This window comes from Bacillus sp. 5mfcol3.1, assembly GCF_900114335.1.
GTDB lineage: Bacteria > Bacillota > Bacilli > Bacillales > Bacillaceae_G > Bacillus_A > Bacillus_A thuringiensis_S.
Genome location: NZ_FOST01000008.1, coordinates 1 through 13905, shown reverse-complemented (window position 1 = coordinate 13905; position 13905 = coordinate 1). Strand labels below are relative to the sequence as shown.

Sequence of the window (13905 nt, the reverse complement as noted above, 5' to 3'; positions counted from 1 at the left end):
TTCAAAAAATGAACAACAAAAAGTAAACCTCCTCTCTAAACGCTTACGAGGTTAGCTGTCGGATTCGGGCCTAAAGAGTAGCCCTACTTTCAAAACTGAAAGATTCACCCCAAGTGACGATGCACAAAATTGGTTCCCCCGCTCCATTTCTGGAACTCAGCGATTTTAGGTTTTTTTGGAAATTTTATGAATGATTTATGAGAGTAAATATACTCCTCTATATTTCACTTGTAAAGGGGTAAATTGCTGAAAATAATAATATTTACATTCATTTAAACGCTTACATTGAAGATTATTACTATTATTTCATCTATTTTCTTTATTTCTCTTTTCTTTTCTTAAAAATGACCTTTTAAATATGAAATAAAAAGAGCGAATGACATGAAGTGCATAGCCTGTTGCACTCAGCATTCGCTCTTTTTTATTCAACCTTTATTCTCCTCTTAAAAATGCACGTAAATTTCTCCCACGAATATAAACTTGTGTCAATTCTGCATGTAGCTGCTCATACTCGGTAATATCCATCTCTAAATACAAAGCATCTTTTGACGGTAATATAATATATGGCCCGGGAAAAAGAGGATCAATCTGAACCAATTCTTGAACTCGCTCTACCGATACTGCCCAACGATTTGCTATATCTCCAAGTAATAGTACCTTCATCATTTCTTCCCCCGCCCTATTCAAAAAATAAAAAAGAAATATTATCACAATTTGTAAACACGACAAACTTAGCTCCAATTGTTTCATAGAGCCTCGCTGGATATCGTTTATTCCTTGTAACAACAGTAATAGGTGCTTGAAAAAAAAAACGAATGTGTTCTGTGAAGAAACTAACGATTGGAAGCTCATCCCCTAGTAAAATGACCTTCTTAATACACTCACAAATACTAGTAAAATCCTGCTCCTTACTACAACTATAAGTCCAATCAAACCCACAATTCCTAACTTCAGCCGCTACCTCTTCATTTGCTGTAAAAATAACTAACTCATGTTGAAATGCAACTAGATCTCTTAAACTATTTACCTTACTTTCTTCTCCAACACAAATAAGTGTTAGTTCCATGTACCTCATCCTCCTTAGTATAAAAGAAATCAAACATAGATTGATATTCCCCTATACTAATCAGATCGATGAAGTGATGTATCCATCATGGCACCGTCCTCTCTCAAGACGCTTACGAAGTTAGCTGTCGGATTCGGGCTTTGAGAGTAGCCCTACTTTCAAATTTGAAAGATTCACCCCTAGTGACACTGCACAAATTGGTTCCTCCGCTCCATATAATTGGACTCAGCGTTTACAAAAAAATATATTCTGGCTGATATATTACTCCTGTATTTTGAAAAAGTAAACAGAAAAAAAGCCAGTTATAAAACTGGCTTTTCACTTATCTATACACGCGTTCTATTCACTTTATACGCAAAATGATTCGTCGGTCCATGACCACTACCAATATTCAATGGCTCTTCAATTGCTATACTAATAAATCGTTTTGCTTCTTGAACAGCATCTTCAATTGAGTATCCTTTCGCAAGTCCTGCTGTAACCGCTGAAGCAAATGTACACCCACTTCCGTGCGTTTGCTTTGAAGGAATTCGCTCGCTTCTAAACTCAATAAATTTTTCTCCATCAAAGAGGAAATCAATTACTTCATTACCTTGATATTCTGCATGTCCGCCCTTCATAAGCACATATTTAGCACCTAATTCGTGCAATACTTTTGCAGCTTCCTTACTATCTTCAACATTATGAATCTCCATCCCAGTTAACACTTCTGCTTCTGGGACATTCGGTGTTATAACAGTTGCTACTGGTAATAAATATTCTTTTAATGCTTGAACTGCTTCTTGCTGTAATAATGATGCACCGCCTTTTGCAATCATAACGGGATCTAGCACAATATTATTCCAGCCAAATTTTTTAATTTGTTCTGCAACAATTTGAATTATTTCACTACTAAATAACATTCCTAGTTTCACTGCATCTGGTGTTAAATCCGTACCAATTGAATTCAGCTGTTCTGTAATACCTTCTAACGGAACAGGATATACCCCTTGAACGCCAAGCGTGTTTTGAGCAGTAATTGCCGTCATAGCCGTCATTCCGTATACACCAAGCTCTTGGAATGTTTTTAAATCTGCCTGAATTCCAGCACCGCCGCCGCTATCAGACCCTGCAATTGTTAAAGCTTTATTCACTTTCATCCCACTCATCCTTTTCTATCCAAAATAGCGATGATAAATCGTTTTTGCTTCGCTTATATCTTTCGTTCCATGTACGAGCACACGGCCATCTTTAAAGGCGACTAACCTCTTGTCTTCAACAGAAAATGATAGTAAATATGGATTTACATTTAAATCATTCACGCGACCTTCCAGCAACTCTTTATATTGTTCAAAATTCATTTCCTCTTTATGAGGTGGTCTAATTTGAACTGTATTTCGCCCGCATAAAACTGCTGTTTTTGATGTGTTCTCTTTATTTAAATACGGATATAATGCATTCTCTCCGCATGAAGAACAATTATGCTGGCGAAGCTTTTGCACATTCATACATGAATACTCATTCTTCCACATATCAAACGATACAAGCCCATCTCGAAGTGATTCGTAATCTTCTACTAACAGTTTAAGAGCTTCTGTTACTTGATGAGAAACGACAAGAGATACAGCAGGTGATATAATACCCGCTGTATCACATGTTGCCCCGCCAAGCGGAATCGACTGCAATAAACATGATAAACATGGTGTTTTACTAGGAATGATTGTGTAAGAAAGACCGTAACTACCTACACATGCACCGTAAATCCATGGAATAGAATATTTTTGTGCTATATCATTCACAATAAAGCGTGTTTCGAAATTATCAGTCGCATCAATAATTACATCAACGTTTGTAACAAGTTCTTCTAGCTCTTCAGCTGTTACATCTTGAACGAGAGCTTTTATTGTTACATCGCTATTAATCTCTTCTAAACGTTTTTTAGCCGCTATAGCTTTTGGGAGATTATTCTTTACGTCGCTCTCTGCATACAATTGTTGTCTTTGTAAATTACTCCAATCTACATAATCACGGTCAACAATTGTTATCTTGCCAACACCCGCTCTTACAAACATCTCTGCATTTGCACTACCTAATGCACCTGCACCGATAATAAGTACATGCTTTTCTCTTATCTTTTGCTGCCCTTCTGCTCCAATTGGAGAAAATAGTTCTTGGCGAGAATATCGATTATTCAACTACGCTCATTCCTTCTAAAGGACTACTTGCAGTTGCACAGCGCTTACGTGCAATACGACCTGCTTCAAATCCTAAACGGCCTGCTTCAATACTTAGTTTCATTGCCTGCGCCATTTTAATAGGATCTTTTGCTCCTGATACAGCTGTATTTAATAACACGCCATCTGCTCCTAATTCCATTGCAAATGCCGCATCAGCTGGGCTACCAATACCAGCATCAACGATAACTGGTACTGTCGCTTGTTCAATAATGAAGCCCAAATTTAATGGATTTACAATACCAAGTCCTGATCCGATTGGAGATGCTCCTGGCATAATCGCATGCACGCCAAGCTCTTGTAATTTACGTGCTAATACAACATCATCAGATGTGTACGGAAGTACGATAAATCCTTCTTCCAGTAACATTTCAGATGCCTTTAACGTTTCTACCGGATCCGGTAATAACGTTCTATCATCACCAATAACTTCTACCTTTATCATGTCACAAAGCCCAGACGCTTTTGCTAATTTTGCAATGCGAACAGCCTCTTCAGCATTTTTTGCCCCTGCTGTATTTGGTAATAACGTATATTTTTTCACATCAAGTTTCTCTAATAAATTAGGTTGCTTTGCATCAAAGATATCCATACGACGTACTGCAAATGTTAAAATTTCAGCTTCAGAAACGTCAATTGCCTTTTGCTGTACGTCAAAATCAGGGAATTTACCTGTACCTAATAAAAGTCTAGAATGAAATGAAAATGGTCCAATGTTCAACATAATCAACCGCCTCCTACGAAAGTTACAATCTCAATTTGATCTCCATCAAAAACAGATGTATCTGTATGATCATCTTTTTGTAAAATATCTTTATTACGCTCTACTACAACAATTCTGTTATCTAACTCTAAATGTGTAAGTAACTCAGCTACTGTTTTTACACTCGCTGGCACTTCAATTTGGTTACCATTAATTTTTAATCTCAAACTTCCATCCCCTCTCTAAACTCTTCTAGAAAGCAATGAATCTAGCAAATGATTCTCTTGCTCTCCTTCTATTAAATCAGCCATATATTGGCCAGAAATAGGACTTAATAAAATACCGTTCCGATAATGGCCCGTGCAAGCATATAAACCTTTTATTTCTTCATGCTCTCCCATATAAGGAGCTTCATGATTCGATTGTGGTCTTAATCCTGCCCATGCGCTTTCCCATTCTGCTTCTTTTAAAGCTGGCAATATTGTATAAGCACGCTCCAATATAGAAGTTATACTTTCTGGCTGCACAGTTTTATTGAACGTATGTGGCTTCATTGTTGCCCCAATTACGTAACGTCCACCGCGCTTTGGAGCAATGTAAAATCTTTCTTGAAAAATAGGTGCTTTTAAAAGTTGTTTTCTACTTCTTACCGCAACCACTTCTCCTTTAACTGGATATGTACCCCAATCGCGGTGAAAATAACTGAGTAACTTCGTGCTCCATGAACCTCCTGCAATAACGACTTTCTCACATGTGACAATACCTTCGCTCGTAAAAATTCCGGTCACTTTATTATTTTCAATACGAATATCAAACACTTCTGTCTGTTCATATATATCAGCACCTGACATTGCCGCAGAATGTGCGAATGCTTTCGTAAGCTCTGGTGCAATAACATGACCGTCTTTCGGATAATATACTGCTCCTATAATAGATTCGGATAGATACGGCTCTTTTTCCCGCACATGGTCTCCCGTTAGAAAATAGGAATCTTCACCTGTTTTTTGCTGCCAATCCATAATGTGAAGAATTCTTTCCTTCTCATCTTCATTTTGAGCAATACGATAAATTCCTTTTTCTTCATATCCAATATCAATACCCGTCTTTTCACGTAAAACTGCTGCAAGTTGTGGAAATATAGCTCGGCTTTCTCTAGCAAGTTCAAATAGCGGATCATACGCATCCCATTCTGCCTGAACACCAAGTAGACCAGCAGCTGCTTTTGAAGCTTCCGATGCAATTCTTTGCTTCTCTACAATCGCTACTTTATGTCCTCTTTCTGCTAGAAAATGTGCAACTGAACTACCAATTACACCACCACCAATAATCGCTACATCATACTTCTCACACATGTTTTTCCGCCCACTTTCTTATTGATTCCTTATAAGATTTCGCTTTGCTATACGGGTCACTACTACTTACAATTCCGGACATAACTGCTATACCGCTTACACCGTTAGTAAGGACATCCACTGCGTTTTCTGGAGTAATTCCTCCAATTGCTGTAATCGGTATAGATAAACACCTTGCAATGTCAGAAATTTCTTCAAGCCCTCTCGCTGGCACACCTTTTTTACAATCTGTCGGAAATACATGACCATAAACGAGTGAATCTGCTCCATTTTTAAATGCTACTATCGCTTCATCTAGCGAATGCACAGAATAACCGACATGCAAATACGAAAACTTTTCTTTCACTGACTTTACATCTGTGCTTCGATACCCTAGTTGAACACGAGGAATATTTAATAAAATTGCAATATCAATTCGATCATTTATGACAATTTTAGAAGCCGGAAAGCCTTCCATTAAAAGACTTTCCACACCTTCATATAACTCCTTCGTACTCTTCTCACGCTCACGAATATGCAAATAATCAATCTCACTCTCAATTTGCATCGCTACATTCACTAACTCTTCGAATGGCATATGGCCATTTGAGATTACGTGGAGCTCATTTTTCATATTCATTCGCCTACTTTAAAATATTTTCGAATAGTTCATCGGCTGGAACGGTTTCTTTCGTCATTCCTTTGTCCTTCAGCCATTTATTTTGTTTCTCCCAAGATTCTTTTGAATCTGATAAAAATGGCTCATCTTTCGTTTCCATCTTCTCTAATAAAATTTTCATACTTTCCTTTTCAACTTCTGGCACAAGTGGGAAGTTTTCTTTTTCTTGATGATTTAATAAAATATTCAATGCTTCATCTGGGTTTTTCTTCATGAAATCATAGCCTTTTTTCGTACCACGTAAGAAAGCTTGCAACGCTTCTTTATCTTTTTTCAACGTTTTATCACCTGTTACAAACACAAGTTCATGATAGTTCGGTACTCCGTAATCAGCTGGATTAAAGTAAGCTGGTTCATGGCCTTCATGACGCATAACCGGTACTTCATGATTAATGTATGCCCCTGTTACCGCATCCACTTTTTTCGTAATTAAGGCTGGTACTAAATCAAATCCAACATCAACTACTTTCACTGTATCAGGATTACCACCAGCTTCTTTTACCATCGTTTTTAAATACATCTCACTTAAAGGTGTTCCAGAATATCCTACTGTTTTTCCTTCTAAATCTTTCGGTGATTGAATACCCGCTGATTTCAGCGATACGACATGATTTAATGGTGAACGTACGACAGCCCCAATTGATTTCACTGGAATTTGCTCATTTGCTCTTGCCATAACAACATCTGGCTGATAATACAAGCCAACTGTCACCTTCCCTGCTGCTGCCAATGTTAATGGATCAGTCGGATTAGAAGGGAATTTAATATTTACCTTTACACCTTCTTCTTTAAAGTATCCTTTTTCAATTGCTGCATAAATAAAGCTATGTACCGCATTTGGATACCAATCTAACATGACTGTTATTTCTTTCTCTTTTTTACTTTTTTCTGATGCTGAATTACTCGAACATCCTGTAATCATTGCAATTAATAATGTAAACACAAAGATGCGCTTTAAAAATTTCATGAATGCTTCCTCCAACTAATGAATTTCTTTTCTAATATGGAAATAAGTACGACGAAGAAAATAGCTAATAATGATAACAATACAATGGGTGCAAATACGCCAGCTCCATCTAACTGCGTCATCATTCTCTTACTGAAATATCCAAGTCCAGCTTGTGCACCGAGCCATTCTCCAATTGCTGCTCCGATAACACTAAGCGGAACTGCAATTTTTAAAGCTGAGAAAAAATAAGGAAGAGCAGACGGCAACTTTAATTTAAGAAAAATATCTCTTTTCGTTGCTCCATATGTAACTAAGAGCTCCTCCCATTCTTTTTTTGTACTACGCAGTCCATCATACGTATTGACCGCAATCGGGAAAAACGTAATTAAAACTGTGACAACAACCTTACTCCAAATTGTGTATCCAAACCATAAAACAAATAGCGGAGCAAGCGCAGTAATCGGAATCGTTTGTGAAGCAACTAATAATGGATAAAATGCTCTTTCCATCCATGTACTCGCATTCATTAACATCGCTAGCCCTACACCTAATACGATAGAAATAACAACACCTATTAAAACGACGTATAACGTTGCAGGTAAATGAACCGTAAATAATATGTCTTTTAGTTTCCATATCTTCATTACAATCGCAGACGGTGACGGTAAAATGTACATCTCATCTACAATTCTTGCTCCTATTTCCCACACAGCTAGTAAAATACTAGAAAGTGTAATAGCAGGAACTAATTCTTTCAATCGGTTCATCACACAAGTACCTGCCTTTGTAACATACTAAGAAGCTCATCTTTCAGCGCTAATACTTCCGGTTTATATAAATCTTTTCGTGTTCTGTTATGATCAAGTGGTACAATCCGCTCAGTCAAAGTCGTTATCGGCTGCTGTTCCACTACTAAAACTCGGTTCGAAAGAAATAACGCTTCTTCAACATCATGAGTAATGAATAAAATTGTTTTTTCCCACTCTTGCCATTGTTCAAACAGCCATTCTTGCAAAGAGGCCTTCGTTAAAGCATCTAACGCGCTAAACGGTTCATCTAATAACAATATCTCCCCGCCCGTTAACAAAGTTCGGATAAAAGATACGCGTTGCCTCATACCACCAGATAAATCTTTCGGATGTTTTGTCTCATATCCTTGTAAACCAAATTTATATAACAGTTCCTTTGCCTTTACTTGGGCTTCTTTCTTCTGTACACCTTGGCACTCTAGCGGCAGAGCAGCATTCTCAATAATTGTTCTCCACGGCAAAAGCATATCTTTTTGCGGCATATATCCTACAGGATGGTGCTTTGTTTCTGTCAGTTCTATCTTTCCAATACTTACCTTATCTAGGCCTGTAATAAGGCGAAATAAAGTACTTTTCCCACATCCACTCGGTCCGATAATACTGACAAACTCTTTCTCATGTATAGAAGCATTTAATTCATGGATGATTGGTTTCTCATCGTAATGAAAAGAAACATTATGAAACTGTAGTATGTTCTTGCTCCTCAAATCCCCACATCTCCTTACGATAGGACATATCCCAGAATAAATATTCAAATCGACTGGAATATAAGAAAATCTCCTCTAATCTATCTAGTTCTTTCTCAGACTTTCCAACTGCCATTTCATTTAATAAATCTATTAACCAAATACAAAGATTACCGTATTCTTCCGAACTATATCCTTGAATCCACTCACCAAAAAACTCATGATCTCTTGCTCCAGGAATATCATTTAAACGCTTTCCAATTTCCCAGTAGCTCCACATACATGGAAGAAGCGCTGCTATTAATTCTGCAAGTGTGCCATTTTGAGATACAGACATCATGTAATTTGTATAAGCTAAATTTTTAGCAGATGGTTTCGCAGACTCTATATCCTCTATAGAAATTCCAAGTCTTTTTGCATATTGTTTATGGATTGTCATTTCGCCATTTAATATCCCATCAATTTGTTCAGCGAACTTTCCCATTACTTGTGGATTCGTTGCTTTTACAACACCAATCGCATATAACTTTGCATAATCTAGCAGATATAAATAATCTTGAATAATATAATACTGGAATTTATCTTTTTCTAACGTGCCATCTCCCATACCCACTACAAACGGATGATTATGACTCATCTCCCAAACCGGTTGCACAGTTTCTAATAATCTATCGCAAAATTTCATTTCTCTATCCCCTTTCAATATATGTATCTAAATAAAAAACCACTTCTATATATAAGAAGTGGTTACAGCAAATAAAATTATACATTTATTCGATGTTCCACTTCCCTTCGCTAGTATTACCTAGATCAGGTGTTATAAGGGTTAAGGATTATTCCTCTCTCAGCAAATCAAGCACCCCTAGTGGTTTCAATATGAAATTTTTAAATAAAAAAGCCCCGTTTCTATACGCAAAGAAACGGGGACTCATTGTTAGTGTCCGAATTGCTTCCCTACGCTAGCATAATCTAGATCAGGTAATAAAAAGGATCAAAGGCTTACGGCCTACTCTCAGCTGGCAACACCAGCTCTCCTAGCAAACTATAAAATTATCACTGTCAGTATAACACCCTAATAAGACATCATCAACTGTTTTAATTTTCTTAATTATCAACAAAATATTGAAGTTATACAATACATACATTCTATTTTAGAAAATAAAACCCAAATTAATTGTATAAAAAGGAATCATTATCCTCAAAAAATTTATTTTTATATTGATTTCATATTACATTTATGTGAATACACCCACTATATTATATCTTTATACTATAATAAAATTACAACTATACAACTAGAGGAGGTCTCTATTCCATGAATATGAAAGCTACGGCTTTAACAGCAACTACTGTAGCGATTGCTTCTTTACTTCCTTCTATGGGTGAAACAAATGTACAAAAAGCAAACGCTGAACAATTATCTAATGTTAAAACTGGGTATGTCAAAGTCGATCAAGTAGCATTACATACAGAAGATAACGTAAAAAGCACATCAATTGATACAATTCGCTTTAATACAAAAGTGAACATCCTTGAAACAACTAATGGTTGGTATAAAGTATCTGTTCATAATAAAGTAGGTTATGTACAAAAAGATGCTATTTTACTAAAAAACAAACTTCAATCTAATGATCAATACATCGTCAATGCTAATGCATTAAACGTTCGCTCTGAACCTAATTTAGAATCTTCCATTTTAGATGTATTACCAAATGGCAAGTTTATTACCGTTCAAGAAGATCAAGGCGAATGGTATAAAATATCACATAATGGCCAAACGGGTTACGTACAAAAAGCATTCATCTCTAATGGTTCACAACCCTTAGTAAAAGGAATCACCGTTCAAAATAATACAAAATATACTGTTGCAACACCTAATCTGAATGTACGTAGCAACACTAGTACAAGTAGCGCTCTACTCGGTTCATTACAAAACGGTACACAAGTACAAGTAGTAGAAACTGTAGGAACTTGGTATAAAATTCGTTTTGGCACAGGATACGGATATGTAGCAAAACACTATGTAGTACAAAATCAACCACAGGCTAAAACAGATCAGCCTTCATCTATTCCAGCTGCTTTCAAATTCCCTGCTCAAGGAAGAATTAGCTCAACCTTTGATATACGCTGGGAACAAATGCATTATGGTATAGATATTGCTGCTCCAGGGAACGTCTCTATCCAAGCTGCTGCTGCAGGTAAAGTTGTGAAATCTTATTATTCAGCTAGCTATGGCAATGTTGTGTTCATTGCGCATCAAATCAATGGGAAATTATATACAACTGTTTATGCTCATATGAAGGATCGCACTGTACAAACTGGTGATCAAGTACAAGCTGGACAATTAGTAGGTCATATGGGCAACACAGGTCATTCATACGGGCAACATCTTCATTTTGAATTACATAATGGAGAATGGAATTTTGAAAAAACAAATGCAGTAAATCCACTGCCATATTTAGTTAGGTAAATTGTATGCCACTCAATATACCTCTTATAATTGAATACGCAGCCTTTTTAGGTTTAATCTGTTGTTTAATCATTTACAATACAAACATTGTATTTTTATCTATTATTATTGCTTTTGTTGCATTAGAAATTATGATGGAATCATTTCAAGTGCAACTAAAACAAAAAATTGCCCATATTTATAACGCTATATTTCTTTTGAGTGCTCTCATAACAAATATAATTAGTAATGGCTTTTATTTATCTACTGTATTTCCAGTATTCTTTATGGCTGTTTTATTATTTGTAGCTAGATATATTAATGTCCCTTATAACCAAAAACAAAAACAAGAACAAGAAGCTTAGAAAGAGGAGACACTGTGTACCAATCTTTCAAAGATACTCCAATAAAATACATATTGCATTTGTATAAGAAAGCCAATACTTTTTTTGGTATACAAGGAAGTTATACTGCACAACTTCTTCTATATGGAATGTTGTTTCTTGTTTTAATCACTTTCTCCTTGTTTTACTAACAAAAAAGGATCTCACATAAACTGGAGATCCTTTTTAATTTATATTAATTTTTCATATCGAAAATATTGTTTATCCACAAGCATATTTTTCATAAATAAAGCTCAGATTATATTTTTTCTCTAAGCTCATTCGTTGTTCGTCATCGCACCAATAGAAAAGAATATCATGAATCGTTGCGTAACGCTTATTTTTAAGAAATAGCCTAAAGAATGATGGTAAACAATCATGTAATTGTATAAATATATAATTGCGTAGTGTTTCTTCTTTATATTCAATGCCCTTACAAATATACAGTAATTCTTCACAATAATATGCATGCTGTGGAACTTGTATCATCTCGAAAAATGGCACATAAGATAGTAGCTTTCCAATAAAATGACCGTATCGATCCATTACTCCTATCGTCATATGCTCCATCATTTCTTTCATTACATATAAATAATCATCTACATGTGTTGTCTTTAATGGGTCTAAGCGATCGGAAATTTGAGATAATACAGCTCTTTGACATGCTAAAACTGCCTGACTAGGTCCATAATATGATAGGAAATCTGTACACTTACGATATTTCCGTAATAAATCATGTGTATATAAATCATATACGAAAGTATTACAATACATTGCTAAACTCATCATATCACTATTTAATTGCTCTTTTGATAATGATTTCGCTCTCTTGCACATATAAAAGAATGTAAATTCCAATACTTCTTTATGAGATAATAAATGTTTACAATCGGTTATACATTTCTCATTAAATTTAACTCTATCCCAAATTTCAATATCCCTATCTGTCAATTCACCTATACGATATTTAATAATTAAATAGTTTAAAGCAACTGATTGCGTCAAAAGATCCCATGTTTCATATTCCAATGAAGTATGAACAAACTCAGCTAATCCTTGTGCTATCATAAAAGCATTTGCCTCTTCATACCAACCAATCTCTTGGCATAAGCGAAGAATACGCACTAAAGTTGGAATTTCATCTTTATGAAACTGCGGTAAATTCTTTACTTTATTCATGCCATATACGATAAATGCCGCTAAATTTTCTTCTTTATAAAATTCTTTCTCTTTCCATACTAATATAGTTCGTTCTTTCCCCTCACCTTTTGGGTGACAAGGTACAAGCAAAGAAAATAATTCAGCAAAATTATTTGGTTCTATATATGTATCTGTAACCAAATTCCAATTTGGATCGCCCTGTACAGCCTTCATATAATTCCCCTTCCCTTTTCATCTATGTAGGAAATATTAATTTATTATCGTACCACTAAAAATTAATATTGTTATATTCAAAATCTCTCATAATACTTATATCTATCAGTATATCATCTTTTCTCTTATTAAAAATGAAGAATAACAAATTTAAAAAAACTGTGGAAATTATTAACCATATACTTATTATATAATGCCTCAGATACATCACGCTAACATATTAGTTTAATCCATATATACTAGAATAATGCATCTGAACTTTATATATAATTTAGCTCTTTATGAGTGACCATTAAAATCTCGGTTAATTAAAGTTTCAATTTACTCTGTACGCTCTGAGATTTCGCTCAAGGCAAATCCAGCTTGATCATCTGCCGATTCCCTTATAGCTAAATCCCCTAGTGCTAACATGCCAATAAGCTGACCACTATCAACTACTGGTAACCGTCTAATTTGATACTGTGCCATTAGCTCTGTAGCTTTTTCAATAGAATCATTTGGAGAAACTGAGATAATATTTGTTGTCATTACATTTGTAATTTTATTAGATCCAGGATGTTTTTCAGCAATCCCTCGAACAACTAAATCTCGATCAGTAACAAGCCCAATAACTTGCTCATTTTCAACAACAGGAATTAACCCAACCGATTCTTCCTTCATTTTTACAGCTGCCTCATATACATTGTCTAGCGATGTACAATGTACAATATGGGTACTCATTAAGTCTCTAACTCGTGTCATTATTTATTTCCTCCTTTTTATACATACCATAGCTTTTCCAAAATTCCTTTATTTATTTCTGGAAAGTAACATGATAAAAAGGATCAACAAAATAAAAAAGAGCCAGCATAATGCTGACTCTTTTTTGTATGACCCGTACGGGATTCGAACCCGTGTTACCGCCGTGAAAGGGCGGTGTCTTAACCACTTGACCAACGGGCCATGGCTCCGCAGGTAGGACTCGAACCTACGACCGATCGGTTAACAGCCGATAGCTCTACCACTGAGCTACTGCGGAATAATATATGGTGGGCCTAAATGGACTCGAACCATCGACCTCACGCTTATCAGGCGTGCGCTCTAACCAGCTGAGCTATAGGCCCATATACTTTACAGGGGCAGTAGGAATCGAACCCACACTGGAGGTTTTGGAGACCTCAGTTCTACCTTTAAACTATGCCCCTAAATGATGCCGGCTAGAGGACTTGAACCCCCAACCTACTGATTACAAGTCAGTTGCTCTACCAATTGAGCTAAGCCGGC

At 35.9% G+C, this 13905-nt stretch carries 17 protein-coding genes, 5 tRNA genes and 4 riboswitches; of the genes, 2 read left to right on the top strand and 20 right to left on the bottom strand.

The window, feature by feature from the left end; all coding sequences use genetic code 11:
* Positions 1-26: 26 nt before the first annotated feature.
* A riboswitch (cyclic di-AMP (ydaO/yuaA leader) is annotated at positions 27-172 on the bottom strand.
* 134 nt (positions 173-306) lie between these two features.
* The 13 genes from BM089_RS31805 to tenA all read right to left on the bottom strand — a co-directional run bounded on the left by BM089_RS31805 (position 307) and on the right by tenA (position 9121).
* Positions 307-429 (bottom strand): hypothetical protein, encoded by a 123-nt coding sequence (locus BM089_RS31805; protein ID WP_001034419.1) that lies wholly within the window; start codon positions 427-429, stop codon positions 307-309.
* A 3-nt stretch (positions 430-432) separates the two neighbouring features.
* The gene (locus tag BM089_RS25910) at positions 433-666 is read right to left on the bottom strand and encodes a hypothetical protein (RefSeq protein ID WP_002025339.1); all 234 of its coding nucleotides are present in this window, start codon (positions 664-666) and stop codon (positions 433-435) included.
* 13 nt (positions 667-679) lie between these two features.
* Positions 680-1066 (bottom strand): hypothetical protein, encoded by a 387-nt coding sequence (locus BM089_RS25905; protein WP_139213332.1) that lies wholly within the window; start codon positions 1064-1066, stop codon positions 680-682.
* A gap of 93 nt (positions 1067-1159) precedes the next feature.
* Positions 1160-1307: riboswitch (cyclic di-AMP (ydaO/yuaA leader) on the bottom strand.
* An 85-nt stretch (positions 1308-1392) separates the two neighbouring features.
* A complete protein-coding gene (thiD, locus tag BM089_RS25900; protein WP_090978436.1) occupies positions 1393-2205 on the bottom strand; it encodes a bifunctional hydroxymethylpyrimidine kinase/phosphomethylpyrimidine kinase in 813 nt (270 codons plus the stop codon).
* Between the two features lie 15 nt (positions 2206-2220).
* Positions 2221-3240, bottom strand: a complete 1020-nt coding sequence (gene thiF / locus BM089_RS25895) for a thiazole biosynthesis adenylyltransferase ThiF (RefSeq protein ID WP_001065409.1) — start codon at positions 3238-3240, stop codon at positions 2221-2223.
* A complete protein-coding gene (thiG, locus tag BM089_RS25890) occupies positions 3233-4003 on the bottom strand; it encodes a thiazole synthase (protein WP_000931980.1) in 771 nt (256 codons plus the stop codon). Before thiG ends, thiF begins: the two co-directional genes overlap by 8 nt.
* Positions 4004-4005: 2 nt before the next feature.
* Positions 4006-4209: a sulfur carrier protein ThiS gene (gene thiS / locus BM089_RS25885; protein ID WP_088022297.1), complete on the bottom strand. Its 204-nt coding sequence runs from the start codon at positions 4207-4209 to the stop codon at positions 4006-4008.
* A 15-nt stretch (positions 4210-4224) separates the two neighbouring features.
* Entirely contained in the window at positions 4225-5334 is a 1110-nt protein-coding gene (thiO, locus tag BM089_RS25880; protein WP_090978433.1) for a glycine oxidase ThiO, read from the bottom strand.
* The gene (gene tenI / locus BM089_RS25875; RefSeq protein WP_000787167.1) at positions 5327-5947 is read right to left on the bottom strand and encodes a thiazole tautomerase TenI; all 621 of its coding nucleotides are present in this window, start codon (positions 5945-5947) and stop codon (positions 5327-5329) included. Before tenI ends, thiO begins: the two co-directional genes overlap by 8 nt.
* 10 nt (positions 5948-5957) lie before the next feature.
* Positions 5958-6959, bottom strand: a complete 1002-nt coding sequence (locus tag BM089_RS25870; protein ID WP_000670422.1) for an ABC transporter substrate-binding protein — start codon at positions 6957-6959, stop codon at positions 5958-5960.
* A complete protein-coding gene (locus BM089_RS25865; RefSeq protein ID WP_001080857.1) occupies positions 6956-7708 on the bottom strand; it encodes an ABC transporter permease in 753 nt (250 codons plus the stop codon). The genes BM089_RS25870 and BM089_RS25865 overlap by 4 nt, the downstream gene beginning before the upstream one ends.
* The gene (locus tag BM089_RS25860; RefSeq protein WP_090978431.1) at positions 7708-8457 is read right to left on the bottom strand and encodes an ABC transporter ATP-binding protein; all 750 of its coding nucleotides are present in this window, start codon (positions 8455-8457) and stop codon (positions 7708-7710) included. The genes BM089_RS25865 and BM089_RS25860 overlap by 1 nt, the downstream gene beginning before the upstream one ends.
* Positions 8426-9121, bottom strand: coding sequence for a thiaminase II (gene tenA / locus BM089_RS25855; protein ID WP_000666820.1), 696 nt, complete (start codon positions 9119-9121; stop codon positions 8426-8428). Before tenA ends, BM089_RS25860 begins: the two co-directional genes overlap by 32 nt.
* Before the next feature lie 85 nt (positions 9122-9206).
* Positions 9207-9310, bottom strand: a riboswitch (TPP riboswitch).
* 60 nt (positions 9311-9370) lie between these two features.
* Positions 9371-9482: riboswitch (TPP riboswitch) on the bottom strand.
* A gap of 269 nt (positions 9483-9751) precedes the next feature.
* Here tenA and BM089_RS25850 point away from each other — a divergent pair.
* Both BM089_RS25850 and BM089_RS25845 read left to right on the top strand, forming a co-directional pair.
* A complete protein-coding gene (locus BM089_RS25850; RefSeq protein WP_001056045.1) occupies positions 9752-10906 on the top strand; it encodes an SH3 domain-containing protein in 1155 nt (384 codons plus the stop codon).
* Between the two features lie 5 nt (positions 10907-10911).
* Positions 10912-11250, top strand: coding sequence for a hypothetical protein (locus tag BM089_RS25845; protein WP_090978429.1), 339 nt, complete (start codon positions 10912-10914; stop codon positions 11248-11250).
* 240 nt (positions 11251-11490) lie between these two features.
* Here BM089_RS25845 and BM089_RS25835 read toward each other — a convergent pair whose 3' ends face one another.
* The 7 genes from BM089_RS25835 to BM089_RS25805 all read right to left on the bottom strand — a co-directional run bounded on the left by BM089_RS25835 (position 11491) and on the right by BM089_RS25805 (position 13905).
* Positions 11491-12642 carry a DUF3965 domain-containing protein gene (locus BM089_RS25835; protein WP_000648915.1) on the bottom strand — a complete coding sequence of 384 codons (1152 nt, stop codon included), beginning with the start codon at positions 12640-12642 and terminating at the stop codon, positions 11491-11493.
* A 321-nt stretch (positions 12643-12963) separates the two neighbouring features.
* Entirely contained in the window at positions 12964-13383 is a 420-nt protein-coding gene (locus BM089_RS25830) for a CBS domain-containing protein (RefSeq protein ID WP_090978427.1), read from the bottom strand.
* Positions 13384-13512: 129 nt separating this feature from the next.
* Positions 13513-13584 (bottom strand) — tRNA-Glu (locus BM089_RS25825).
* Position 13585: 1 nt separating this feature from the next.
* Positions 13586-13660, bottom strand: a tRNA-Asn gene (locus BM089_RS25820).
* Positions 13661-13668: 8 nt separating this feature from the next.
* A tRNA-Ile gene (locus BM089_RS25815) sits at positions 13669-13745 on the bottom strand.
* Positions 13746-13755: 10 nt separating this feature from the next.
* Positions 13756-13826, bottom strand: a tRNA-Trp gene (locus BM089_RS25810).
* 6 nt (positions 13827-13832) lie between these two features.
* Positions 13833-13905 (bottom strand) — tRNA-Thr (locus BM089_RS25805).

Coding starts and splice junctions, on each gene's coding strand:
- BM089_RS25905 (WP_139213332.1), bottom strand. CDS start 1,066: ATGGAACTAACACTTATTTGTGTTGGAGAAGAAAGTAAGGTAAATAGT.
- BM089_RS25845 (WP_090978429.1), top strand. CDS start 10,912: ATGCCACTCAATATACCTCTTATAATTGAATACGCAGCCTTTTTAGGT.
- BM089_RS25830 (WP_090978427.1), bottom strand. CDS start 13,383: ATGACACGAGTTAGAGACTTAATGAGTACCCATATTGTACATTGTACA.
- thiO (WP_090978433.1), bottom strand. CDS start 5,334: ATGTGTGAGAAGTATGATGTAGCGATTATTGGTGGTGGTGTAATTGGT.
- thiG (WP_000931980.1), bottom strand. CDS start 4,003: ATGTTGAACATTGGACCATTTTCATTTCATTCTAGACTTTTATTAGGT.
- BM089_RS25870 (WP_000670422.1), bottom strand. CDS start 6,959: ATGAAATTTTTAAAGCGCATCTTTGTGTTTACATTATTAATTGCAATG.
- BM089_RS25865 (WP_001080857.1), bottom strand. CDS start 7,708: ATGAACCGATTGAAAGAATTAGTTCCTGCTATTACACTTTCTAGTATT.
- BM089_RS25835 (WP_000648915.1), bottom strand. CDS start 12,642: ATGAAGGCTGTACAGGGCGATCCAAATTGGAATTTGGTTACAGATACA.
- tenA (WP_000666820.1), bottom strand. CDS start 9,121: ATGAAATTTTGCGATAGATTATTAGAAACTGTGCAACCGGTTTGGGAG.
- BM089_RS25850 (WP_001056045.1), top strand. CDS start 9,752: ATGAATATGAAAGCTACGGCTTTAACAGCAACTACTGTAGCGATTGCT.
- BM089_RS25910 (WP_002025339.1), bottom strand. CDS start 666: ATGATGAAGGTACTATTACTTGGAGATATAGCAAATCGTTGGGCAGTA.
- tenI (WP_000787167.1), bottom strand. CDS start 5,947: ATGAAAAATGAGCTCCACGTAATCTCAAATGGCCATATGCCATTCGAA.
- thiD (WP_090978436.1), bottom strand. CDS start 2,205: ATGAAAGTGAATAAAGCTTTAACAATTGCAGGGTCTGATAGCGGCGGC.